The following is a 22406-nucleotide window of genomic DNA, read 5'->3' as shown; positions in this document are numbered from 1 at the left end:
CGGGGAGGGACGGGCCGGGCGGCGACGGGTGCCGTCAGACCGTGCGGAGCAGCACCGACGGCTGTTCGACGCAGTCCGCCACGTACCGCAGGAAGCCGCCCGCCGTGCCGCCGTCGCAGACGCGGTGGTCGAAGGTGAACGAGAGCTGCACCACCTGACGGACGGCCAGTTCGCCCCGGTGCACCCAGGGTTTGGGGATGATCCGGCCGACGCCGAGCATCGCGGCCTCGGGGTGGTTAATGATCGGCGTGGAGCCGTCGACCCCGAACACCCCGTAGTTGTTCAGGGTGAACGTGCCTCCCGTCAGGTCGGCCGGGGTGAGCGCGGACTGCCGGGCGGCCTCGGTCAGGCGCCCGAACTCCTCCGTCAGCGACTCGGCCGTCCGCCTCCCCGCGTCCTTGACCACGGGGACGACCAGGCCGCGCGGGGTCTGGGCGGCGAACCCGAGGTGCACGTCCGGCAGTCGGACGATCTCCCGGGCGGCGGTGTCGACCGTGGAGTTGAGCTCGGGGAACCGGGCCAGGGCGTGGACGCAGATCCGGGCGAGGAGCGCGAGCAGTGAGATCTTCGGCCCGCCCGCCGCGTTCATCGCCGCCCGCGCGGCCATCAGCTCGGTCGCGTCGGCGTCGACCCAGCAGGTCGCGTCGGGGATCTCCGTACGGCTGCGGGACAGCTTGTCCGCCACCGCGCCGCGCACCCCGCGCAGCGGGACCCGCTCGCCCGCCGCCGTGACGGGGGCGGCGGACGCCGTGGGGGAAGGGACGGGCGCGGGCGCGGCGGTCTGCCGGTCCCCGGCCGTGGTGAGTGCCAGCTCCACGTCGGCCCGCAGGATCAGCCCCTCGGGCCCCGAACCGCGCACCTGCCGCAGATCGAGCCCCCCGTCCCTGGCCAGCTTCCGTACGAGCGGCGAGATGACGGGCACGGGCCCCTGGTGGGCGGGGACGGGAACGGGTGCGGGCGCCGTCTCGGGCGTCGCGGCCGGGACCGTCTGCCGCACCCGGCGGCGCCGGGCGGCGGGCCCGGCGGTGCCGTACCCGACGAGGACGTTGCCGGAGTACTCGGAGGAGACGGCCGATTCGGCGGCGTCCCCGGAACCCTCCTCCGCGGCGGGAGCGTCCGTGCCCCCCGCCCCTCCCGTACCGCCCACGGCGACCGTCAGGAGCGGTGCGCCGACGGGCAGTTCGGTGCCCTCCTCGCCGTACCGCGCGGTGACGACGCCGCCGTACGGGCAGGGCACCTCGACCATGGCCTTGGCCGTCTCGACCTCGACGACCGGCTGGTCGACGGCGACGACGTCGCCGACGGCGACCAGCCAGCGCACGATCTCGGCCTCGGTGAGTCCCTCGCCGAGGTCGGGAAGCTTGAATTCGAGGACCTGGGCCATCAGTTGCCCGCCTCCCACTGGAGCCGGGCCACCGCGTCCAGGACCCGGTCCACGCCGGGCAGGTGGTGCCGCTCCAGCATCGGCGGCGGGTACGGGATGTCGAAGCCCGCGACCCGCAGCACCGGCGCCTCCAGGTGGTGGAAGCAGCGCTCGGTCACCCGGGCGGCGATCTCCGCACCGGGGCCGCCGAAGCCGGTCGACTCGTGGACCACGACCGCGCGTCCGGTGCGCCGCACCGAGGCGCAGACGGTCTCGTCGTCGAACGGCACGAGCGAGCGCAGGTCGACGACTTCGAGGTCCCAGCCCTCCGCCTGCGCGGCCTCGGCGGCCTCCAGGCAGACCGGCACCGAGGGGCCGTAGGTGATCAGGGTGGCGCCGGTGCCCCGGCGGCGCACGACGGCCTTCCCGATCGGCTCGACGGACGCGGGCGCCTCGGGGGACCAGTCGGACTTGGACCAGTAGAGCCGCTTGGGCTCCAGGAAGACCACCGGGTCGTCGGAGGCGATGGCCGCGCGCAGCAGGCCGTAGGCGTCCTCGACGGTGGCCGGGGTGACGACGTGCAGGCCCGGGGTGGCCGTGTAGTAGGCCTCGGAGGAGTCGCTGTGGTGCTCAACGCCGCCGATCCCGCCGCCGTACGGCACCCGGATGACGATCGGCATCGGCATCGCGCCGCGCGTGCGGTTGCGCATGCGGGCCACGTGGGAGATCAGCTGCTCGAACGCCGGATAGGCGAAGGCGTCGAACTGCATCTCCACAACCGGCCGCAGGCCGTACATGGCCATGCCGACGGCCGCGCCGAGGATGCCGGCCTCGGCCAGCGGGGTGTCCGTGCAGCGGTCCTCGCCGAACTCCTTCGCGAGTCCGTCGGTGACCCGGAAGACCCCGCCGAGGGTGCCGACGTCCTCGCCCATCACGTGGACGGTCGGGTCCTCGGCCATGGCGTCGCGCATGGCGCGCTGGAGCGCCTGCGCCATCGTGGCGGGCTTGGCCTTCCCGGCCTTCCCGCCGGCCCCGGACGCCTTGGGGCCGGTCGTCGCGGTCGTCATCACGCCTCACCCTCGGCTTCGAGCTCGGCGCGGAGCTGCGCCGCCTGTTCGCGCAGTTGCGTGGTCTGCTCCGCGTACACGTGGGCGAACAGGTCCATCGGGTCGAGCACCGGGTCGGCGTTCATCCGTTCGCGCAGCTCCGCCGCCATCGTCTCGGCGGCCTCGGCCGCGGCGCGCCTGCCGTCCTCGTCGAGCAGGCCGCGCTCGGTCAGTTCCCGTTCGAGGATCAGGACGGGGTCGTGCGCCCGCCAGGTCTCGACCTCGGCCGCCTCCCGGTAGCGGGTGGCGTCGTCGGCGTTGGTGTGGGCGTCGATCCGGTAGGTGACGGCCTCGACGAGGGTCGGTCCGCCGCCGCGCCGCGCGCGTGCCACGGCCTCGCCGAGCACCTGGTGGACGGCGACCACGTCGTTGCCGTCGACCAGCCGGCCCGGCATGCCGTATCCGACGGCCTTGTGGGCGAGGGAGGGGGCGGCGGTCTGCTTGGCGAGCGGCACGGAGATCGCGAAGCCGTTGTTCTGGACGAAGAAGACCACGGGGGCCTGCCAGACGGCCGCGAAGTTCAGCGCCTCGTGGAAGTCGCCCTCGCTGGTGCCGCCGTCGCCGACCATGGCGAGGGCGACGACGTCGTCGCCCTTGAGGCGGGCGGCGTGGGCGAGGCCCACGGCGTGCGGGAGCTGGGTGGCCAGGGGCGTGCAGAGCGGTGCGATCCGGTACTCGTGCGGGTCGTAGCCGGTGTGCCAGTCGCCGCGCAGCAGGGTCAGGGCCTGGACGGGGTCGAGGCCGCGGGCCACGGCCGCCAGGGTGTCGCGGTACGAGGGGAAGAGCCAGTCCCGGTCCTCCAGGACGGCCGCGGCGGCGATCTCGCACGCCTCCTGGCCGGTGGTGGACGGGTACACGGCGAGCCGGCCCTGCTTGGTGAGGGCGGTGGCCTGCGTGTTGTAGCGGCGGCCGCGGACCAGCTCCGCGTAGAGCCTCAGCAGCAGCGCGGGATCGGCGTCGGCCACGGCGTCCGTGCCGAGCACGCGCAGCGGCTCGGCCTCCGGCAGCAGCGGCGCGGGGTCGGTGCGCGGCTGCCAGGCCGGCGGGGCGGTCCGGTGGGCGGGGGCGCCGGGCGGCTCTTGGACTGTCGAACTGCGCTGTCGCAACGAGTCCACCTCCTCGTGGGAGCGGGCATGAAGCCCGAAGGCGGGCGGCGCGAGTGTGGTGCGCCTCACCTACCGATTGTTCGGTCGTGGAGGCATTTTGGCTACAGGCACCTCCAGCCTGTGGACAAACGGTTCTCCACAGCCTGGGATGGGAACAGGTCGTCCACCGGAGAGAGGCGGGGGCACATGGCGGATGAACAAATGGCCGACGAGTGGGAGCAGGTCGTGTCCCCGGCTCCCGCGACGGAGCCGCCGGGCCCGCCCGCGCGCCCGCTGGACGCCGTCGACCGCGACATCCTGCGCATACTCCAAACGGACGGACGCGCCTCGATCCGCTCCGTGGCCGACCGGGTGCACGTCTCCCGGGCCAACGCCTACGCGCGGATCAACCGGCTCATCGACGACGGGGTGATCCGGGGCTTCAGCGCCCGCGTGAACCACGAGCGGGCGGGCCACGGCGCCTCCGCCTACATCACGCTCAAGATCGTCCAGAACTCCTGGCGGACCGTGCGGGAACAGCTCCAGGCCCTGCCGGGAGCCGCGCACATCGCTCTGGTCAGCGGCGATTTCGACGTGCTGCTCCTGGTGCACACCCCGGACAACCGGTCCCTGCGCGAGCTGGTGCTCACCAAGCTCCAGTCGATCCCGGAGGTGCTCTCGACCCGGACCCTGCTGGTCTTCGAGGAGACGGACCTCGACCCGGACCACTGAGGCGCCGCCCGGGCCGACCGCCGTCAGTCGGCCGTCCGCAGCCCGTCGAAGGCGAGGTGGACGACGGTCCCGGCGATCCGCTGCCGCTCCGCCGCCGTGTCCGGGTGCGGCCGGTACCACTCCACCAGCGAGTTGATCATGCCGAAGAGCAGCCGGGTCGCGAGCCGGATGTCCACGTCGGCCCGCAGGTCGCCCTCGGCGACGGCAGCCTTCAGGAGGTCGGCCACCCGGTGGTCGAACTCGCGGCGCCGCTCCATCGCCCACCGCTCGGTGGCCGTGTTGCCGCGCACCCGGAGGAGGAGCGTCACGTACGGCAGCTCCTCGATCAGCACCTCGACCGTGCGGCGCGTGACGTACTCGACCCGCTCGACGGCCCGGCCCTGCCCGGCCCCCGGCTCGTCGAGGACCGCGAACAGGCCGTCGAGCGCCCGGCTGACCGCCCGCCGGAGCAGCTCCTCCTTGCCGGACACGTGGTGGTAGATCGACGACTTGGAGATGCCCGCCGCCTTCGACAGGTGCTCCATGGACGTGCCGTCGTAACCGCGCTCGTTGAAGACCCGCACCGCGACCGAGAGCAGCGTCTCGGGGGTGTACGTGTCGCGCTTCGCCGTGGTCATCGGGAGTCACGTCCTTCCTCGGCGTATCCCCGGCGGGCGGTGCCCAGGCTCGGCGCGTACCGCCCCGTCGGGTAGCGCTCGTGCAGGGACATGAGCAGCCCCCGTACGCGCGCGTGCCCCACCTTCCCGGCCCACTCCAGCGGCCCCAGCGGATAGTTCACGCCGAGCCGCATCGCCGTGTCGACGTCCTCGGCGGTGGCGACCCCCCGGTCGACCGCGTCGGCCGCCAGGTCAGCCAGCATCGCGACCGTACGGGCGACGATCATGCCGGGCACGTCGCCGATGACGGAGACCTGCTTGCCGAGGGCCTGGAAGAGGCCGACGGCCTCGGCGAGGGATTCGGGCGGGGTGTCCTCGCCGGTCGACAGCACGATCCGGGTCGCGCGCGCGTAGTCAAGCGCGAGGTCGAAGTAGATGATCTCCTCGCCGGGGTACTCGAAGGCGGTCTCGCCGTCGGCCAGGCCGAGCCGGGCGCCGCCGGGGAGCTGGATGTATCCGCTGCCGCTCTTGCGCCGGACCTTGATCCCCGCCTCCTCGAAGAGCTTCACCAGCGGCTCGGCGGGCTCCAGGTCGCCCCGGACGGTGATCTTCTCCGGCGCCTTCGCCGGCGGCGCCGTGTGCGGTTCGGGGCGCTCGGCGCCCTCTGCGTACGAGAACCAGCCGTGGCCCGTCTTGCGGCCGAGGCGCCCCGACTCGACGAGCCGGCGCTGTGCGAGCGACGGGGTGAACTTGGGGTCCTGGTGGAAGGAGTCCCAGACGGAGCGGGTGACGGCCTCGTTCACGTCCTGGCCGATCAGGTCGGTCAGCTCGAACGGGCCCATGCGGAAGCCGCCGCTCTCACGCAGGGCCGCGTCGATGGTGGCCGGGTCCGCGCCGCCCTCCTCGTGGACGCGCAGCGCCTCGGCGTAGAAGGGGCGCGCGACCCGGTTCACGATGAAGCCGGGGGTGTCCGCGCAGCGCACCGGCGTCTTGCCCCAGCCCTTCACCGTCCCGTACGCGCGCGTGGCGGTGTCCGGGTCGGTGGCGAAGCCGCTGACGACCTCGACGAGCGGGAGCAGCGGCGCCGGGTTGAAGAAGTGCAGTCCGACGAACCGGCCGGGCAGCCGCAGGCCCCCGGCGATGGCGGTGACGGAGAGCGACGAGGTGTTGGTGGCGAGGACGGTGTCGTCGCCGACGACCTCCTCCAGGTCGGCGAAGAGCCGCCGCTTGACCGTCAGGTCCTCGACGATCGCCTCGACGACGAGGGCCGCGTCCGCGAGCTCGGCGAGTTCCCCGGCCGCGTGCAGCCGTCCAACGGCCGCCTCGCGCGCGCCGGCGTCCAGGCGGCCCTTCTCCACGAGCCGGTCGAGGCGGGCGGCGAGGGCGGCGACGGCCTCCCCGGCCCGGCCGGGGGCGCTGTCGTAGAGGCGCACGGGGTGGCCGGCGACCAGCGCGACCTGGGCGATGCCCTGGCCCATGGTCCCGGTGCCGACGACGGCGACGACGCGGTCCCGGGCGACGGGCTCCGCGGCTTCGGCCCGGTCCGTCTCCGCGTCCGCGCTCCGGCCCGCCCCTCCGTCCCCGGTCCGGTCCGTCTCCACGGCTTCAACGCGTTCCTGCTCCACGGCGGCGGCCTCGTTGGCGGTCACGTCGTCGCTCCCCCTGACGGTCACGTCGGCACTCATGGGAGTGATCCTCCCCGATGGGTTTTCCACAGGATCGGCGGACCCCCTTGTCCCGACCGATCGTTCGGTTACTCTAACTCCGTACGTGTCTCCCTGCCCAGCTCGACGAGGAGTTGGTCCACCCATGGCCACCGCTCAGCCGACCACCGACCGTCTGGCCGAGAAGCACCGGTCCACGCTCGACCAGGCGCTCGACACCATCCGCACCCGCGCCTACTGGTCGCCGCACCCCGAGCACCCGAAGGCCTACGGGGCGGACGGCTCGCTCGACGCGGCGGCCGGCCTCGCCGCGTACCAGTCCCTGCTGAACGGCCGCTTCGAGCTGGACCAGCCCGGCACGGACGGCTGGACCGGCGGCGAGGTCTCGCCGTACGGCCCGGAACTCGGCGTCGAGTACCCGCACGCGGACGTCGACGTCCTGCTGCCCGCCATGCGCGAGGGGACGGGCGCCTGGCGCGACGCCGGGCCCGAGACGCGCGCCCTGGTCTGCCTGGAGATCCTCGCCCGGATCTCCGCCCGCACCCACGAGTTCGCCCACGCCGTCATGCACACCAGCGGCCAGGCGTTCATGATGGCGTTCCAGGCCGGCGGCCCGCACGCCCAGGACCGGGGCCTGGAGGCCGTGGCGTACGCGTACGCGGAGCAGACCCGCACCCCCGCCGGGCGGGCCGGCTGGTCCAAGCCCCAGGGCAAGCGGGACCCCCTGGAGCTGAGCAAGGAGTTCACCCCGGTCGGCCGCGGCGTCGCCCTGGTGATCGGCTGCAACACCTTCCCCACCTGGAACGGCTACCCGGGCCTGTTCGCCTCCCTCGCCACCGGCAACCCGGTCCTGGTCAAGCCCCACCCGCGCGCGGTCCTGCCGCTCGCGCTCACCGTCCGGATCGCCCGCGAGGTCCTCGCCGAGACGGGCTTCGACCCCAACCTGGTGGCGCTCGCCGTCGAGCGTCCCGGCGAGGGCATCGCCAAGACCCTGGCCGTGCGCCCCGAGGTCCGGATCATCGACTACACCGGCTCGACCGCCTTCGGCGACTGGCTGGAGGCCAACGCCCGCCAGGCCCAGGTCTACACCGAGAAGGCCGGGGTCAACACGGTCGTGGTGGACTCCACCGACGACTACCGGGGCATGCTCGGCAACCTGGCCTTCTCGCTGTCCCTCTACAGCGGCCAGATGTGCACCACCCCGCAGAACCTGCTGATCCCCCGCGACGGCATCGCCACCGACCAGGGCCCCAAGTCGTACGACGAGGTCGTGGCCGACCTCGCGGCGGCGGTCGACGGCCTCCTCGGCGACGACGCCCGGGCCAACGGCCTGCTGGGCGCGCTGGTCAACCCGGACGTGAAGGCGCGCCTGGAGGCCGCCGCCGAGCTCGGCGAGGTGGCGCTGGCCTCCCGCGAGGTGGCCCATCCGGAGTTCCCCGACGCCGTGGTCCGCACCCCGGTGATCGTGAAGCTGGACGGCGCCAAGCCGGAGGCCCGGGACGCGTACTTCTCGGAGTGCTTCGGCCCGGTCTCCTTCGCCGTCGCGGTGGACTCCACCGACGACGCCCTGGAGCTGCTGCGGCGCACGGTCCGCGAGAAGGGCGCGATGACGGTCGGCGCGTACACGTCCTCGGAGGAGGTCGAGCGCGCGGTGGAGGAGGTCTGCCTGGAGGAGTCGGCCCAGCTGTCGCTGAACCTGACGGGCGGGGTGTACGTGAACCAGACGGCCGCGTTCTCCGACTTCCACGGCTCCGGCGGCAACCCGGCGGCGAACGCCGCCCTGTGCGACGGCGCCTTCGTCTCCAACCGCTTCCGGGTGGTGGAGGTCCGCCGCCAGGCCTGACCTCCCGCGTGCGGCGGGGCCCACCGGGCCCCGCCGTCCCGGCGCCCCTAAGGCGTCTCGATCTCCGCGTACCGCTGGATCCACGCGTGCATGGCGATGGCGGCGGCCGCCCCGGCGTTGATCGACCGGGTGGAGCCGAACTGGGCGATCGAGCAGACCGTCTCCACGTGGGCGCGGGCCTCCTCGGTGAGGCCGGGGCCCTCCTGCCCGAAGAGCAGCACGCAGCGGCGGGGGAGCACGGTCCGCTCCAGGGGCACGGCGCCGGGCAGGTTGTCGATGCCGATGACGGGCAGGCCCTCGGCCGCCGCCCACGAGGTCAGCGACCCGGTGTCCGGGTGGTGGCGGACGTGCTGGTAGCGGTCGGTGACCATGGCGCCGCGCCGGTTCCAGCGGCGCCGGCCCACGATGTGGACCTCCTTGGCCAGGAAGGCGTTGGCGGTCCGCACCACCGAGCCGATGTTGAAGTCGTGGCCCCAGTTCTCCACCGCCACGTGGAAGTCGTGGCGCCGGGTGTCCAGGTCGGCGACGACCGCCTCGCGCGTCCAGTACCGGTAGCGGTCGACGACGTTGCGCCGGTCGCCGCCGGCGAGCAGCTCGGGGTCGTACCGCTCGCCCTCGGGCCACGGCTCCGGGTGCGGCCCGACGCCGACCTCGGTGCCGAACCCCTCGTCGTACTGGACCGGCTCCGGCTCGGGTCCGGCGGTCTCCTGCCCGGTCCCGGGCGTCTCTTCGGTGGTGCTCACCCGACGAGGGTACGGGGGGCACCCTCCCCGTCCGCACGGCGCTGCTCGGGCAGCGTCCCCGCCGGCGTCCGCCGCAGCAGCCGGTCCCTCACCCGCGTCACCCGTGTGCCCAGGGCCACCAGGAAGACCGTCGGCAGGAACACCGCGTCGGCGGAGATCATCGCCATCGAGAAGATCGGCAGGCCGAGGAGCAGGGCGATCCCGGCGTGCTCCAGCATCATCGCGACGAGGAGGACGTTCTTGACCTTGCGGTTGAAGAGCGTGAAGGGGAAGGCGACCTGCACGATCACGGTGCCGTAGGTCAGCACCATCACCATGATCCCGCCGGCGGCGAGCAGCTCGGAGAGGGCGGGCCAGGGCGTGAAGTAGTCCAGGTGGAGCGGGTAGAACAGCGCGGTGCCGTCCTGCCAGCGCGAGCCCTGGATCTTGTACCAGCCGGCCGTGGCGTAGATCAGGCAGACCTCTGCCATGAGCACCAGCAGGGTGGCGTTGTGCGCGAGGTTGGCGAGGGCGTCGAGCAGGGTGCGGGGCTCCCCCGGGGCGTACCGGCGGACCAGCCACCACAGCGCGTTCCCCAGCCAGAGCACCCACAGCAGCAGCAGCGTCCACCACTCGCCGCTGACGTCGGAGAACCAGGTGGCGGCCACGAGGAAGCCGCCGAGCACGGTCCACAGCAGCGGGCCGGTGAGGTCGCGGCGCGGGGGCTCCCCGGCGCGGGCGGCACGGTCCTCGCGGGCCATCCGCCGGGCGTCGAGGGACCACACCTGGGAGCAGCGGGTCAGGACGAGGTAGATCGCGGCCAGGTGGAGGACGTTGTCGCCGCCGTCGCCCACGAAGACGGCGCGGTTCTGGAGCGACAGGACCCCGACCATGAAGACCACGGAGACGGCCCGGGTGCGCCAGCCCACCAGGAGGAGGGCGGTGGAGAGCACCGCGAGTCCGTAGACGATCTCGAACCAGATCCGGCCGTCCGACCACATGAGCACGGTGAAGGCCCGGTTGTCGGCGATCAGCCGCTCGGCCATCCCCCACGACCAGGGGCTCTCGGAGCCGTAGAGCTGGTGGCGGTGCGGCAGTTCGCGCAGCAGGAAGAGCAGCCAGGTCAGCGAGAAGCCGATCCGTACGATCGCGCTCTGGTACGGGCCGAGGGAGCGGCCGGTGACGTTCTGGACGGCGCGGGCGAGCCGGCGGTCGAAGGGCTCGCGGGCACGCGCACGCGTGGGCGCGGACATCGGCGTCGGCGTCGGGACCGGGGCGCTCATCGGGCCTCCTCCGTGCGGTGCGGGGCCGCGTCCGCGCTCTTCCGGTCGGCACCGGTGTCGGCGGACCGGTCGGTGTCAGTGATCCGCCACCACGGGAGGTCGCGGTAGGTGGGGGACGTCTTCCGCTTCTCGTCGCTCCACTGCGGCGCGGGAACCGGCCGGTTGACGGCCCGGAGCTGGACGCGCCGCACGTCGGAGCCGGCCAGGGAGGGCAGGGCGTCGAGCCGCTGCACCGCGATCCGGCGCATGTACTGCTCCGAGAGGCGGCCGCGCAGCCCGTTGGGGCGGTGGTCGTCGGAGTGCGAGTTGAAGTAGAAGTCCACGGCCCTGCGGAGCTGGTTCTGCTGGGTGTGGCTCGGCATCGGGTTGTGGCGGATGGCCTCGATGTCCTGGACCGTGAGGTCGATCCAGCCGGTGGTCCGGCGGGTGCCGTCGGCGGCGGTGACCTCGGCGCGGGCCTCGACGGAGACGTTCTGCTGGAGCGGATTGGGCGCGAAGAGCTTCCAGTTCTGCTCGAACTCGGGGTAGATCCAGTCGTCGACGGCCTGGCCGTTCTGCTTGGTCAGCGTGTTGGACGGCGCCACGTGCAGGAAGACCATCGCCAGGTGGACGCAGGCGAAGACGCCGACGACGGCGAGCGCGACGGCGACGACGACCTGGTACGGCAGGGACAGGGCCATGATCCCGCCGCCCGTCCCGCTGCCACTCCCCGTCCCGCCCGTATCGCCTGCTCCGGCGGCCTGTGGGGACGCGGGGTCCGGGTGCGCGGGCGGCGGTTCCTCCGGGGGCGTCCGCCGGTCGTCCCCCACCTCGACCGCGTCCTTTTCGACGTACGCGTCCATCCCGCCCCGATCCCGATCGGCCCACCTCGGTTATCCACAGGGTTGACACCATACGGGCCGCCGTCTCACCATTGAAGCCAATGAACCGAACGATCGGTCGGTAGGGGATCTGATGACCGCAGTGACGGCAGGAACGGCAGGGACCGCGAGCACGGCGGGCGGCGCGGGCACGACCGGCGCGGCGGACGCGGCCGCGGTGGAGGCGGCCGCCCACGAGGCCGTGTTCGACGCCGCCGTCGCCGCCGACGAGCGCATCGAGCCGCGCGACTGGATGCCCGAGGCCTACCGCGCCTCGCTCGTCCGGCAGATCGCGCAGCACGCCCACTCCGAGATCATCGGCATGCAGCCCGAGGCGAACTGGATCACCCGCGCGCCCTCGCTGCGCCGCAAGGCGATCCTGATGGCCAAGGTGCAGGACGAGGCCGGCCACGGCCTCTACCTGTACAGCGCGGCGGAGACCCTCGGCACCAGCCGGGACGAGCTGCTCGACAAGCTCCACTCCGGCCGCCAGAAGTACTCCTCGATCTTCAACTACCCCACGCTGACCTGGGCCGACGTCGGCGCGATCGGCTGGCTGGTGGACGGCGCCGCGATCACCAACCAGGTCCCCCTGTGCCGCTGCTCCTACGGCCCGTACGCCCGCGCGATGGTCCGGGTCTGCAAGGAGGAGTCCTTCCACCAGCGGCAGGGGTACGAGGCGCTGCTCGCCCTGTCGAACGGCACCGAGGCCCAGCACGCCATGGCGCAGGACGCGGTGGACCGCTGGTGGTGGCCCTCGCTGATGATGTTCGGCCCGCCGGACGACGAGTCGACGCACACCGCCCAGGCGATGGCCTGGAAGATCAAGCGCCACTCCAACGACGAGCTGCGGCAGCGCTTCGTCGACATCGCCGCCCCGCAGGCCGACGCGCTCGGCCTCACCCTCCCCGACCCCGACCTGCGGTGGAACGAGGAGCGCGGGCACTACGACTTCGGGCCGATCGACTGGACCGAGTTCTGGGACGTCCTCAAGGGGAACGGCCCCTGCAACGACCAGCGGCTGAGCAGGCGGCGCCAGGCCCACGAGGACGGCGCCTGGGTCAGGGAAGCCGCGGCGGCCCACGCGCGGAAGCACACCGGAGAGAACGGGGAGGCACAGGCATGACGAGCGACGGTTGGCCGCTGTGGGAGGTGTTCGTGCGCTCGCGCCGCGGGCTGTCCCACACCCACGCGGGCAGTCTCCACGCGCCCGACGCGGAGATGGCCCTGCGCAACGCCCGCGACCTGTACACCCGCAGGAGCGAGGGCGTCTCGATCTGGGTCGTGCCCTCCGCGGCGATCACCGCCTCCTCGCCCGACGAGAAGGACCCCTTCTTCGACCCGGCGGCGGACAAGCCCTACCGCCACCCGACGTTCTACGAGATCCCGGAGGGGGTGAAGCACCTGTGAGCACCCCCGACACCCGCGAGGGCGCCGTCGCGGTGCCCGCCGTGCCCGTCGGCGCGGCCCTCGCCCTCGGCGACGACGCCCTGGTCCTCTCCCACCGCCTGGGGGAGTGGGCCGGCTCCGCCCCCGTCCTGGAGGAGGAGGTCGCCCTGGCCAACATCGCGCTCGACCTGCTCGGCCAGGCCCGCGTCCTGCTCTCCCTCGTCGGCGACGAGGACGAACTGGCCTACCTCCGGGAGGAGCGCTCCTTCCGGAACGTCCAGCTCGTCGAGCAGCCGAACGGCGACTTCGCCCACACCATCGCCCGGCAGCTCTACTTCTCCACCTACCAGCACCTGCTGTACGGGCGGCTGGCCTCCGGCGACGGGCCCTTCGCCGGCCTCGCGGCGAAGGCCGTCAAGGAGGTCGCCTACCACCGGGACCACGCCGAGCAGTGGACGCTGCGCCTCGGCGACGGCACCCCCGAGAGCCACGAACGGATGAGCCGGGCCTGCGAGGCCCTGTGGCGGTACACCGGCGAGCTGTTCCAGCCGGTCGAGGGACTCGACGTGGACCGCGCGGCCCTGGAGAGCGCCTGGCTGGAGTCGGTGACGGACGTCCTCGGCAGGGCCACGCTCGACGTGCCCTCCGGGGCGCGCACCGGCGCCTGGAGCGCGGGCGCGGGCCGGCAGGGCCTGCACACCGAGTCCTTCGGGCGGATGCTGGCCGAGATGCAGCACCTGCACCGCAGCCACCCGGGGGCGTCGTGGTGACCATGACGGCCCTGGAGGAGGAGCTGAGCCGGGTCGCCGGCTCCGTCCCCGACCCGGAGCTGCCCGTCCTCACCCTGGAGGAGCTGGGCGTGATGCGGGGCGTCCACGTCACCGGTCCCGGCCGGGTCGAGGTCACCCTCACCCCGACGTACACGGGCTGCCCGGCGATCGAGGCCATGTCCTCGGACATCGAGCGCGCGCTCCACGACCACGGGGTCCCGGAGGTCTCCGTCGTCACGGTCCTCACCCCCGCCTGGTCCACCGACGACATCAGCGAGGAGGGGCGGCGCAAGCTCACCGAGTTCGGCATCGCCCCGCCACGCCCGCAGGGCCCGGCCGGCGGCCCGGTGCCGCTGACGCTGGCGATCCGCTGCCCGCACTGCGGCTCCACCGACACCGAGCTCCTGAGCCGCTTCTCCTCCACCGCGTGCAAGGCCCTGCGCCGCTGCACCGCCTGCCGCGAACCGTTCGACCACTTCAAGGAGCTGTAGATGGTGTCCTCAGGCGCGGGACGGGCCGGGTTCCATCCGCTCGCGGTGAGCGAGGTCGAGCGGCTCACGGACGACTCCGTGGCCGTCACCTTCGCGGTCCCGTCCGAGCTCCACGAGACGTACCGGCACCTGCCCGGCCAGCACCTCGCGCTGCGGCGCACCGGCGAGCGGGGCGGGGAGGTCCGGCGCACGTACTCGATCTGCGCCCCCGCCGCCCCGGCCGGCGAGCCGCCCGTCCTGCGCGTCGGCATCCGGCTCGTGGACGGCGGCGCGTTCTCGACGTACGCGCTCAAGGAGCTGGCCGTGGGCGACCTCGTCGAGGTCATGGAGCCGACGGGCCGCTTCACGCTCGCCCCGCGCCCCGGCTACTTCGCGGCCGTCGTCGGCGGCAGCGGCATCACCCCGGTGCTCTCGATGGCGGCCACCCTGCTCGCCCGCGAACCGGAGGCCCGGTTCTGCCTGGTCCGGAGCGACCGCACCGCCGCGTCCACGATGTTCCTGGACGAGGTGGCCGACCTCAAGGACCGCTACCCCGGCCGCTTCCAGCTCGTCACCGTGCTCTCCCGGGAGGAGCAGCAGGCGGGTCTTCCGTCGGGCCGACTCGACCGCGAGCGGCTCGCCGGACTGCTTCCCGCGCTGCTGCCGGTCGGCGACGTCGACGGCTGGTTCCTGTGCGGCCCGTTCGGGCTCGTGCAGGGCGCCGAGCGGGCGCTGCGCGACCTGGGCGTCGACCGGAGCCGGGTCCACCAGGAGATCTTCCACGTCGACGACGGCTCCGCGCCCGTAGCGGCCCCGGCATCCGACACCCCCGCGCACGCCACCCTGACCGCGACCCTGCACGGCCGGTCCGGCACCTGGCCGGTGGAGCGGGGCGAGAGCCTCCTGGACACCGTGCTCCGCGCCCGCGCGGACGCCCCGTACGCCTGCAAGGGCGGGGTGTGCGGCACCTGCCGGGCCTTCGTCGTCGGCGGCGAGGTGCGGATGGACCGCAACTTCGCCCTGGAGCCGGACGAGACGGAGGCCGGTTACGTCCTGGCCTGCCAGTCCCGCCCCACCACCGCCGACGTGGAGCTGGACTTCGACCGCTGACGGGGCCGGCCCGGAGGGAACGGGAGAACGGCGCGGGGGCCGGGAGGGATCAGAGGACGAACGCCTGGGCGCCGTTCTCCGTCACCATCGGGCGCCCGGCGCCGTCCCAGGCGATCATCCCGCCGTCGATGTTCACCGCGTCGAAGCCCTGCTGGACCAGGTACTGCGTGACCTGCGCCGACCGGCCGCCCACCCGGCACATCACATAGGCCCGGCCGTACTCGGCCAGGGACTCCGTGACCTCGCCGAAGCGGGCCACGAAGTCGCTCATCGGCACGTGCACCGCGCCCTCGACGTGGCCGGCCGCCCACTCGTTCTCCTCCCTGACGTCCAGCACCAGGGCATCGGCCGGCACGGAAGCCGCGTCCACCGAGGGCAGCGGGGAGAAATTCATGGGACCGGCCTTCTCTCGTCAGAACCGCCCGAAGGGGCTCGGGCGCACGGAAAAACCTACTGCACCAGACCGGACAGCTCGGTCTCCCGCTCGGAGACCTGCGCGAGCAGCTGCTCCGCGATCTCCTCCAGGAGCCGGTCCGGGTCGTCCGGCGCCATCCGCAGCATCGCGCCGATCGCGCTCTCCTCCAGCTCGCGCGCCAGCGCCGACAGCATGTCCTTGCGCTCCGCCAGCCACTCCAGGCGCGCGTACAGCTCCTCGCTCTCGCCGGGCCGCTCCTCGGCCGGTGCCGGACCGGCCTCCCACTCGGCGGACAGCTCGCGCAGCAACCTCTCGTCGCCGCGGGCGTAGGCGGCGTTCACCCGGGTGATGAACTCCTCGCGCCGCTTCCGCTCGCCCTCCTCGCGGGCCAGATCGGGGTGGGCCCTGCGGGCCAGCTCGCGGTAGAGCCTGCGGGCCTCCTCGCTGGGCCTGACCCGCTTGGGCGGCTGGACCGGCCGCTCGGTGAGCATGGCCGCCGCCTCGGGGGAGAGGCCGTCGGTGTCGATCCAGTCGTGGAACAGCTCCTCCACCCCGGGCATCGGCATGACGGCGGCCCGGGCCTCCTGGGCCCGCCGCAGGTCCTCGGGGTCGCCGGTGCGCGCCGCACGGGCCTCGGCGATCAGCGCCTCCAGCTCGTCGAGCCGCGCGTACATCGGGCCGAGCTTCTGGTGGTGCAGCCGGGAGAAGTTCTCCACCTCGACCCGGAAGGTCTCGACGGCGATCTCGAACTCGATCAGCGCCTGCTCGGCCACCCGCACGGCACGTTCGAGCCGCGCCTCGGGCCGCTCGTCGCCCCCGGCTTCCGCTCCCTGCTCCAGGCCCTGGTCCACGTCGCTGTCCTCGCTCCGGCTCGTCACCCTCCCAGCGTAAGGGGCCGGAGCACCGGCCCCCGCGCGGGAGTCAGACGCCGAGCTCGGCCGCCACGCGCCCGGAACGGACGGCGGAGAGCAGGTCGGCGTGATCGGCCGTGGTGCGGTCCGCGTACGCGACGGAGAAGGAGGCGACGGCCTCGTCCAGCTCCTCGTTCTTGCCGCAGTACCCGGCTATCAGGCGCGGGTCGGCGCTGTGGGCGTGGGCGCGGGCGAGCAGGGCGCCGGTCATCCGCCCGTAGTCGTCGACCTGGTCGGCGCCGAGCGCGGCGGGGTCGACGCTGCCCTTGCGGTTGCGGAACTGGCGCACCTGGAACGAGCGTCCCTCGATCGTGGTCCAGCCGAGCAGGATGTCGCTGACGACCTGCATCCGCTTCTGCCCGAGCACCACGCGCCGCCCCTCGTGGCCCGTGTCCTGGACCGGGAAGCCGGCGGCCGGGAGGTGGGGGAGCAGGGCCGAGGGCCTGGCCTCCTTGACCTGGAGCACCAGCGGCTCGCCCCGGTGGTCGAGGAGCAGGACGACGTAGGAGCGGGTGCCGACGCTGCCGGTGCCGACCACCCGGAAGGCCACGTCGTGGACGGCGTACCGCGCGAGGAGCGGTAGCCGGTCCTCGGACACGGTCTCCAGGTAGGCCCCGAGGGAGGCGGTCACCAGGGCCGCCTCGGCGTCCGGGACCCTCCGCAGCACCGGAGGGGCGTCGACGAACCTGCGGCCGCCGCCCTCGGCGTCCGGCACGGCCTCGGTCGACCGGGAGGCGAACCGGGCGCTGGTGTTGTTGCGCGCCTTGGTGGAGACCTTCTCCAGGATGCCGAGGAGGTCGTGGGCGTCGGCGTGGGAGACGAGTTCCTCGTCGGCGATCGCGTTCCAGGCGTCGGCGGCGGGGAGCCGGGCTAGCAGGCGCATGGTGCGCCGGTAGGCGCCGACGGCGTCGAAGGCGGCGGCCCGGCAGACCTCCTCGCTCGCGCCGACCTCCCGCCCGGCGAGCACGAGGGAGGTGGCGAGCCGCTTGAGGTCCCACTCCCAGGGGCCGACGACGGTCTCGTCGAAGTCGTTGAGGTCCATGACGAGCCGGCCGCGCGCGTCCCCGTAGAGGCCGAAGTTGGCGGCGTGCGCGTCGCCGCATATCTGCGCGGCGATCCCGGTGACGGGGGTCCCGACGAGATCCTGGGCCATCAGTCCGGCGGATCCGCGCAGGAAGGCGAACGGGCTTGCCGCCATCCTGCCGACCCGTATCGGCGTGAGCCCGGGGACCCGGCCGAAGTTCGACTCCTCGACGGCGCGGACGGCGTCCGGGCGGTCGGTGGCGAGGTCCTGCCGGACGTGCGAGGAGCGGGGGACCCGCTCGCGCAGCGCCTTGCCCCGCTCCCTGAGGGAGGAACCGGTCCCCGCGGCCGCCCGGCGCGCGAATCCCGGCACGTGCGGGACGCGCTCCACGTCCGGCGCCACCCCGCCCGTACCGCGCTGTTCCGGCACGACAGCCGTGATCACGTCCATGGGACGCCCTCCCCCGATGCGATGCTCGTCCTCGTTCGGCCCCGACGGTACCCCCGCCGCCGATCGGCCGTCTCCCCCTGTGGACGAGTACCTGTGGACAACTCCCCGTCGTGGGGACCGGGCGGGATTCAGACCGCGACGGCCTCCTCCATCTCCTCCTCGGCCTCGGCCTTCCCCTCCCCGGAAGACCCGACGGCGGACCCGGCGGCGAGCCCGACGGCAGGACCACCTGAGGACCCACCTGTGGACCCGGCGGAAGACCCGACGACGGACGCCCCCGCGGCCTGCTTCGCGCGCCGCGCCTCCGCGAGGCCCGCGACAGTCACCAGGGCGGCGCCGACGAGGAACCAGAGGGCGAGGACGAGGACGTTCCCGCCGAGGGCGTGGCCGTCGAAGTACACGTGGGCGCGCACGCCCTCGACGAAGCCCGCGCCGTTCCAGAAGGCGTGCAGGGCGCCGAAGAAGCCGGGCTGGAGCTCGGGCCGGTAAATGCCCCCGGAGCTCGTGAAGTTGAGCATGACGAAGAGGACCATCACGCCGAGCGTGGTCCAGCGGCGCAGGAAGGTGTGCAGACCGACGCCGACCAGCAGGATGCCCGCCGCGTACAGCCAGGACATCGCCCAGACCCCGCCGAGCCCCCGGTCGACCAGGTGGAAGACCGGCCCGGCGAAGAGGGTGCCGATCAGGCTGACGACGAACGACATGCCGGCGGCGAGGAGGACCCTGATCCGCATGGGCAGGACGGCTCCGGCGCCGCCGATGACGGCGACGGAGGCGTACGCGCCGATGCTGAGGGCGACCAGGAGGAAGAAGACGCCCTGGCCGGTGGGGTCGCCGGAGGCGGTGGGGGCGACGTCGGTGACGTCGAGCGGGGCGCCCTGCGCGGCGGCGACCTTGGTGAACACCTTCTCGACGGCCATGGCGCTGGTGTCGGAGGAGCCCGAGGCGACGAGGAGTTCGGGCTTCTCGCCCGGCACGTAGGCGCCGAAGCTGTGCTGCTCGCGCAGCGCGGTGACGGCCGTCTCCCGGTCGGCGACGGTACGGACGTCGAGGGCGCCCGCCCCCTTGTCCTGGAGCGACTGGGCGAGGACCTGGGTCGTGGGCCCCGAGCCGACGACGTCGACGCGCAGGTCGTGGGGTTCGGGGGCGTGGAAGGCGCCGAGGTAGGCGAGTCCCATGCCGACGCACATCAGCAGGGGGGTGAGCAGATGCCCGAGGACGTGCTTCAACGCTCCCCTGGTGTTCGGTCCTGCGGACACCGAGACCTCCATGGTTGGCTTTTACAACTAAGTAACCGTTGTACTATACAACTGAAAGGCCATGGTGGGCGAACAGCGCCCGCACGACGACGAGGGAGCCCCCATGACCGGCGGCGCGGAACCACCCCGTGAGGCGTCCCTGGACGTCATCCAGCGCGAACTGACGGCCTTCGCCCGCCGGGCCCGCGCGGCGGCGGCCCGGGTCCATCCCGAGCTCCCGCTCGTCTCGTACACGCTCCTCGCCCACATCGAGGAGCGGCACGGCTGCCGCGCCACCGACCTCGCGGCCCACTACCTGCTGGACAAGTCGACGGTCAGCCGCCAGCTCGCGGGCCTGGAGAAGCTCGGCTTCGTGGAGCGCCGCCCGGCCCCCGACGACCACCGCGTACAGGTCCTGCACGCCACGGAGGCGGGCACGAAGGTCCTCGCCTCGGCCCGGACGAACCGCCAGGCGGCCTACCAGGAGCGCCTCAAGGACTGGTCCGCCGAGGACCTGGCCCACTTCGCCGCGTACCTCCTGCGCTACAACGACGCCGGCACGAGCGGCCTCCCGGACCACCCCACGAGCTGACCCGGACCCCCAGGCCCCGCGCCGCCCTGGCCCCGGCCCTGGCCCTGGCCCCGGCCCGGGCCGGTTCCGGCCCCAGCCCCAGCCCCAGCCCCAGCCCCAGCCCAGGTTCCAGCCCCGATCCAGATTCCGGCTCCAGCCCAGATTCCAGCCGTGACCCCGGCCCCGGTTCTGGCCGCCCTCGTCGCCCCCCTTACAACCCCGCGTCCCGCGCCAGCAGCGCCGCCTGGACCCGGTTCTCGCAGTCCAGCTTGGCCAGGATCCGGCTCACGTACGTCTTCACCGTGCCCTCGCTCATGTGCAGCCGCTTCCCCGCGTCCGCGTTGGAGAGCCCCTCCCCGAGCAGCGCCAGGACGTCCCGCTCCTTCTCGCTCAGCGCCGCCACCCGCCCCCGGGCCTCCTCTGCACGGGCCGCCTCCCGGCCCTTGGCGAGCCGCTCCACCACGTGCCGGGTCGCCGCGGGCGACAGGTACGCGTCCCCCGCCGCGGCGGCCCGCACCGCCCCGATCAGCTCCGCGGGCGCCGTGTCCTTCAGCAGGAACCCGGCACCCCCGTGCTCCAGCGCCCGCAGGACGTTCTCCCGCTCGCCGAAGGTCGTCAGGATGATGACCCGGGCCGCGGGCGCCGCCCGCCGCAGCTCCGGCAGCGCCGAGAGCCCGTCGAGGACCGGCATCTGGATGTCGAGCAGCACCACGTCGGCGGCGTGCGCCCGCGCCGCCTCGATCGCCGCCCGCCCGTCGGCCGCCTCACCGACGACCTGGATCCCCGGGTCCGAGATGAGGATCATCCGGATCCCGGCCCTGATCAGCGGCTCGTCGTCGGCGATCACGACCCTGATGGGCTGCCCTGCCACAGCTTCTCCCCCACGGCTCCGGTACGAGCGGCCGCGCTACCGCTGCTCGGCCATGTACGACTTCTTCTCGATCAGCTTGCCGTCCTTGAAGCAGAACCGGAAAACGGGCTCCTCGTCCCAGCTCTCGCTCGTCTCCGAGGACAGCAGCACCAGGCACTCGGAACCCTCCGGCCGCGCGGGCCCCGAGCCCTGGAGGCCGACCGTGGCTATCGAGTCGCCGGAGGGCAGTTGGGCACGGACCTCCTGCTCGCTCGCACCGACCTTCACCGCCTCGTACTCCGCGGTCTCGATCATCCCCTTCTCCAGCGAACCGATCAGGAAGTAGAGGCCGAAGCCCCCCGCCACCAGAAGCAGGACGAGCACCCCGAACGCGATCCCGCATCCCAGCGCGACCCCCCTGCCCGTGCTCGCGTCCCTGCCCCCACGCATCGCCATCGCCAACTCCCGCTCGGTGAAAGTCCAGTCGGCCGGTCCGACCACGACCGGACGACCATCTCCCACCAGCGGCTCCGTGGTCTGCTGCCGGAAGTCGTCGGCCGCATCGACCAAAGGCACCGCCTCCGCGACCGGCGCCGCCCCGTACGGCAGCATCCCGGCCACCCGGAACCCACCGCCGTCGGCCGGCCCGGCGTGGCACATGCCGCCCACCAGCCGGGCCCGCTCGGCGAGACCGGTCAGCCCCTGACCGCCGCTCACCATGCCCTCGGCGGGCCCGTCCACCGGTTCCTCGTTGACGACCTCTACCACGAAGGCGTCGGGCTCGTACCGCAGTTCGACGCCGATCGGTGCTCCCGGCGCGTACTTGTAGGCGTTGGTCAGGGCCTCCTGCGCGATCCTGTACGCGGCGTGGTCGGCCGCCGGCGCGAGCGGCCGCTCCTCCCCCGTCCGCCGCAGCCCGACCTCGGTGCCGGCCGCACGGGCCGCCGCCACGAGCCCCTCGATGCCGGCGATCCCCCGGGCCGCCCTCCCCGTCTCGTCCCCGGCGGGCGCGGGCGCCGCCGCGGTCCCGTTCGCCGCCCCGACCCCGTCGCGGAGTATCCCGACGACCTCCCGCAGCTCGTGCATCGCGGTCACCGAGGCGTTCCGCAGGACGCCGACCGCCTCGCGCTGCCGCTCGCTCAGCTCCCGGTCCACCTCCAGAGCCCCGGTGTGCACGGCGATCAGGGCCAGTTGGTGACCGAGGCTGTCGTGCATGTCCTGGGCGATGCGCTGCCGTTCCCGCAGCCGCGCCTGCCAGACCACCATGGTCCGCTCGCGCAGCAGTTGGGCGTTGCGCTCCTGGAGCGCGTGCAGCAGGGTCCGCCGCTGGGTCCAGTAGCGGTGGGCGAGCCCGGGGGCCAGGGTGGTCCCCAGGTAGTAGAGGGTCGCCATGAAGACGACGGTGAAGAGCCGCTGCCGGTCCCAGGTGTCCAGGAGCGTCCCCCCGACGTCGAGGACGAAGGCGGCGATGAACGCGGCCAGCGCCCGCCCGGCGCTCGCGATGTACCGGCCGGCCGACCAGCCGGCCACGATCAGCAGCGGACCGAACCCGGCGACGAAGGGGGAGAGCGCCGCCGTCAGGACGAGCACGCTCGCGGGGAGCCGCCGTCGCAGCAGCGACAGCACGGCGGCACCGGCGGCGACCGCCGCCAACCGCCACCCCTCGCCGCCCAGCAGCTCCTCGGTCCCGGCGGCGAGCAGCCCCACGACCACGGCGAGCGCCACCTCACCGGTGGTCCTGCGTCCCGACCACTGTCCGGGCACCGCGAACCAGGCCCACCCGGCGGCGAGTGCGGCCCCGATCCCGTACGAACCCCGGTCCCCCGACTTCGACAAAGCGTCCACGCCCGCACCCTAGGCACCGGTCCCACCGCCGGCCTTCCCCCTTTCGTCGCACTCGCCCACGACGAAGGTCTCGCGCCCGGCACGGAGAACGGGCGCGAGCGGACGAGAG

22 protein-coding genes are annotated in these 22406 nt (G+C 73.5%); 8 read left to right on the top strand and 14 right to left on the bottom strand.

Annotated elements, in window-relative coordinates:
• Window positions 1-34: 34 nt before the first annotated feature.
• Genes AB0398_RS09365 through pdhA form a run of 3 tightly spaced genes read right to left on the bottom strand, consistent with a single transcriptional unit; the run spans window position 35 to window position 3575 of the window.
• The gene (locus AB0398_RS09365) at window positions 35-1384 is read right to left on the bottom strand and encodes a dihydrolipoamide acetyltransferase family protein (RefSeq protein ID WP_366373272.1); all 1350 of its coding nucleotides are present in this window, start codon (window positions 1382-1384) and stop codon (window positions 35-37) included.
• Window positions 1384-2430 (bottom strand): alpha-ketoacid dehydrogenase subunit beta, encoded by a 1047-nt coding sequence (locus tag AB0398_RS09360; protein ID WP_366373270.1) that lies wholly within the window; start codon window positions 2428-2430, stop codon window positions 1384-1386. Before AB0398_RS09360 ends, AB0398_RS09365 begins: the two co-directional genes overlap by 1 nt.
• Window positions 2430-3575, bottom strand: a complete 1146-nt coding sequence (pdhA, locus tag AB0398_RS09355) for a pyruvate dehydrogenase (acetyl-transferring) E1 component subunit alpha (protein ID WP_366373715.1) — start codon at window positions 3573-3575, stop codon at window positions 2430-2432. Before pdhA ends, AB0398_RS09360 begins: the two co-directional genes overlap by 1 nt.
• A gap of 201 nt (window positions 3576-3776) precedes the next feature.
• Here pdhA and AB0398_RS09350 point away from each other — a divergent pair, with 201 nt between their 5' ends.
• Window positions 3777-4286, top strand: a complete 510-nt coding sequence (locus AB0398_RS09350) for an Lrp/AsnC family transcriptional regulator (protein WP_366373713.1) — start codon at window positions 3777-3779, stop codon at window positions 4284-4286.
• A 23-nt stretch (window positions 4287-4309) separates the two neighbouring features.
• On the opposite strand, the gene AB0398_RS09345 is transcribed toward AB0398_RS09350, so the two are convergent.
• Both AB0398_RS09345 and AB0398_RS09340 read right to left on the bottom strand, forming a co-directional pair.
• Complete coding sequence (locus AB0398_RS09345) at window positions 4310-4903, bottom strand: TetR/AcrR family transcriptional regulator (protein ID WP_366373269.1); 594 nt, start codon at window positions 4901-4903, stop codon at window positions 4310-4312.
• Window positions 4900-6567, bottom strand: coding sequence for a 3-hydroxyacyl-CoA dehydrogenase (locus AB0398_RS09340; protein WP_366373267.1), 1668 nt, complete (start codon window positions 6565-6567; stop codon window positions 4900-4902). The genes AB0398_RS09345 and AB0398_RS09340 overlap by 4 nt, the downstream gene beginning before the upstream one ends.
• 124 nt (window positions 6568-6691) lie before the next feature.
• Here AB0398_RS09340 and paaN point away from each other — a divergent pair, with 124 nt between their 5' ends.
• Entirely contained in the window at window positions 6692-8389 is a 1698-nt protein-coding gene (gene paaN, locus AB0398_RS09335) for a phenylacetic acid degradation protein PaaN (RefSeq protein WP_366373265.1), read from the top strand.
• Between the two features lie 47 nt (window positions 8390-8436).
• Here paaN and AB0398_RS09330 read toward each other — a convergent pair whose 3' ends face one another.
• Genes AB0398_RS09330 through AB0398_RS09320 form a run of 3 tightly spaced genes read right to left on the bottom strand, consistent with a single transcriptional unit; the run spans window position 8437 to window position 11236 of the window.
• Window positions 8437-9132, bottom strand: coding sequence for a TrmH family RNA methyltransferase (locus AB0398_RS09330; protein ID WP_366373263.1), 696 nt, complete (start codon window positions 9130-9132; stop codon window positions 8437-8439).
• Complete coding sequence (locus AB0398_RS09325; protein WP_366373711.1) at window positions 9129-10364, bottom strand: HTTM domain-containing protein; 1236 nt, start codon at window positions 10362-10364, stop codon at window positions 9129-9131. Before AB0398_RS09325 ends, AB0398_RS09330 begins: the two co-directional genes overlap by 4 nt.
• A 26-nt stretch (window positions 10365-10390) precedes the next feature.
• Entirely contained in the window at window positions 10391-11236 is an 846-nt protein-coding gene (locus tag AB0398_RS09320) for a DUF5819 family protein (protein ID WP_366373261.1), read from the bottom strand.
• Between the two features lie 112 nt (window positions 11237-11348).
• Here AB0398_RS09320 and paaA point away from each other — a divergent pair, with 112 nt between their 5' ends.
• The 5 genes from paaA to AB0398_RS09295 are packed head-to-tail and all read left to right on the top strand — an operon-like array spanning window position 11349 to window position 14993.
• Complete coding sequence (gene paaA / locus AB0398_RS09315; RefSeq protein ID WP_366373259.1) at window positions 11349-12380, top strand: 1,2-phenylacetyl-CoA epoxidase subunit PaaA; 1032 nt, start codon at window positions 11349-11351, stop codon at window positions 12378-12380.
• The gene (gene paaB / locus AB0398_RS09310; protein ID WP_030206642.1) at window positions 12377-12664 is read left to right on the top strand and encodes a 1,2-phenylacetyl-CoA epoxidase subunit PaaB; all 288 of its coding nucleotides are present in this window, start codon (window positions 12377-12379) and stop codon (window positions 12662-12664) included. The genes paaA and paaB overlap by 4 nt, the downstream gene beginning before the upstream one ends.
• Window positions 12661-13413, top strand: coding sequence for a 1,2-phenylacetyl-CoA epoxidase subunit PaaC (gene paaC, locus AB0398_RS09305; RefSeq protein WP_366373256.1), 753 nt, complete (start codon window positions 12661-12663; stop codon window positions 13411-13413). The genes paaB and paaC overlap by 4 nt, the downstream gene beginning before the upstream one ends.
• Window positions 13407-13904 (top strand): 1,2-phenylacetyl-CoA epoxidase subunit PaaD, encoded by a 498-nt coding sequence (gene paaD / locus AB0398_RS09300; protein ID WP_351971073.1) that lies wholly within the window; start codon window positions 13407-13409, stop codon window positions 13902-13904. Before paaC ends, paaD begins: the two co-directional genes overlap by 7 nt.
• The gene (locus AB0398_RS09295) at window positions 13905-14993 is read left to right on the top strand and encodes a 2Fe-2S iron-sulfur cluster-binding protein (protein ID WP_366373254.1); all 1089 of its coding nucleotides are present in this window, start codon (window positions 13905-13907) and stop codon (window positions 14991-14993) included.
• Window positions 14994-15042: 49 nt separating this feature from the next.
• On the opposite strand, the gene AB0398_RS09290 is transcribed toward AB0398_RS09295, so the two are convergent.
• The 4 genes from AB0398_RS09290 to AB0398_RS09275 form a co-directional block, all read right to left on the bottom strand.
• On the bottom strand, window positions 15043-15387 hold the full coding sequence (locus AB0398_RS09290; protein WP_366373252.1) for a rhodanese-like domain-containing protein: 345 nt from the start codon (window positions 15385-15387) through the stop codon (window positions 15043-15045).
• A gap of 56 nt (window positions 15388-15443) precedes the next feature.
• Window positions 15444-16259, bottom strand: a complete 816-nt coding sequence (locus AB0398_RS09285; RefSeq protein WP_366373709.1) for a hypothetical protein — start codon at window positions 16257-16259, stop codon at window positions 15444-15446.
• Between the two features lie 70 nt (window positions 16260-16329).
• On the bottom strand, window positions 16330-17793 hold the full coding sequence (locus tag AB0398_RS09280) for a DUF2252 domain-containing protein (protein ID WP_366373251.1): 1464 nt from the start codon (window positions 17791-17793) through the stop codon (window positions 16330-16332).
• Window positions 17794-17921: 128 nt separating this feature from the next.
• Window positions 17922-19064 carry a hypothetical protein gene (locus AB0398_RS09275; protein ID WP_366373249.1) on the bottom strand — a complete coding sequence of 381 codons (1143 nt, stop codon included), beginning with the start codon at window positions 19062-19064 and terminating at the stop codon, window positions 17922-17924.
• A gap of 91 nt (window positions 19065-19155) precedes the next feature.
• On the opposite strand from AB0398_RS09275, the gene AB0398_RS09270 reads away from it, so the two are divergent.
• Window positions 19156-19623 carry a MarR family transcriptional regulator gene (locus AB0398_RS09270; protein WP_366373707.1) on the top strand — a complete coding sequence of 156 codons (468 nt, stop codon included), beginning with the start codon at window positions 19156-19158 and terminating at the stop codon, window positions 19621-19623.
• Window positions 19624-19813: 190 nt separating this feature from the next.
• Here AB0398_RS09270 and AB0398_RS09265 read toward each other — a convergent pair whose 3' ends face one another.
• Window positions 19814-20473, bottom strand: coding sequence for a response regulator transcription factor (locus tag AB0398_RS09265; protein ID WP_366373247.1), 660 nt, complete (start codon window positions 20471-20473; stop codon window positions 19814-19816).
• Window positions 20474-20509: 36 nt separating this feature from the next.
• The gene (locus AB0398_RS09260) at window positions 20510-22297 is read right to left on the bottom strand and encodes a histidine kinase (protein ID WP_366373245.1); all 1788 of its coding nucleotides are present in this window, start codon (window positions 22295-22297) and stop codon (window positions 20510-20512) included.
• Window positions 22298-22406 lie beyond the last annotated feature (109 nt).

The sequence above is a fragment of the Streptomyces sp. NPDC086147 genome (assembly GCF_040702165.1).
Lineage (GTDB): Bacteria > Actinomycetota > Actinomycetes > Streptomycetales > Streptomycetaceae > Streptomyces.
Note: the sequence above shows the minus strand (reverse complement) of the source record. Positions and strands in the feature narration are given on the sequence as shown.

Bases quoted from the DNA above. Each gene is read 5' to 3' on its own strand.
- paaN (WP_366373265.1), top strand. From the start codon at position 6,692: ATGGCCACCGCTCAGCCGACCACCGACCGTCTGGCCGAGAAGCACCGG.
- paaB (WP_030206642.1), top strand. From the start codon at position 12,377: ATGACGAGCGACGGTTGGCCGCTGTGGGAGGTGTTCGTGCGCTCGCGC.
- AB0398_RS09365 (WP_366373272.1), bottom strand. From the start codon at position 1,384: ATGGCCCAGGTCCTCGAATTCAAGCTTCCCGACCTCGGCGAGGGACTC.
- AB0398_RS09270 (WP_366373707.1), top strand. From the start codon at position 19,156: ATGACCGGCGGCGCGGAACCACCCCGTGAGGCGTCCCTGGACGTCATC.
- AB0398_RS09325 (WP_366373711.1), bottom strand. From the start codon at position 10,364: ATGTCCGCGCCCACGCGTGCGCGTGCCCGCGAGCCCTTCGACCGCCGG.
- AB0398_RS09320 (WP_366373261.1), bottom strand. From the start codon at position 11,236: ATGGACGCGTACGTCGAAAAGGACGCGGTCGAGGTGGGGGACGACCGG.
- AB0398_RS09295 (WP_366373254.1), top strand. From the start codon at position 13,905: ATGGTGTCCTCAGGCGCGGGACGGGCCGGGTTCCATCCGCTCGCGGTG.
- AB0398_RS09340 (WP_366373267.1), bottom strand. From the start codon at position 6,567: ATGAGTGCCGACGTGACCGTCAGGGGGAGCGACGACGTGACCGCCAAC.
- paaA (WP_366373259.1), top strand. From the start codon at position 11,349: ATGACCGCAGTGACGGCAGGAACGGCAGGGACCGCGAGCACGGCGGGC.
- AB0398_RS09280 (WP_366373251.1), bottom strand. From the start codon at position 17,793: ATGGACGTGATCACGGCTGTCGTGCCGGAACAGCGCGGTACGGGCGGG.
- AB0398_RS09350 (WP_366373713.1), top strand. From the start codon at position 3,777: ATGGCCGACGAGTGGGAGCAGGTCGTGTCCCCGGCTCCCGCGACGGAG.
- AB0398_RS09345 (WP_366373269.1), bottom strand. From the start codon at position 4,903: ATGACCACGGCGAAGCGCGACACGTACACCCCCGAGACGCTGCTCTCG.
- AB0398_RS09290 (WP_366373252.1), bottom strand. From the start codon at position 15,387: ATGAATTTCTCCCCGCTGCCCTCGGTGGACGCGGCTTCCGTGCCGGCC.
- AB0398_RS09275 (WP_366373249.1), bottom strand. From the start codon at position 19,064: ATGGAGGTCTCGGTGTCCGCAGGACCGAACACCAGGGGAGCGTTGAAG.
- AB0398_RS09360 (WP_366373270.1), bottom strand. From the start codon at position 2,430: ATGACGACCGCGACGACCGGCCCCAAGGCGTCCGGGGCCGGCGGGAAG.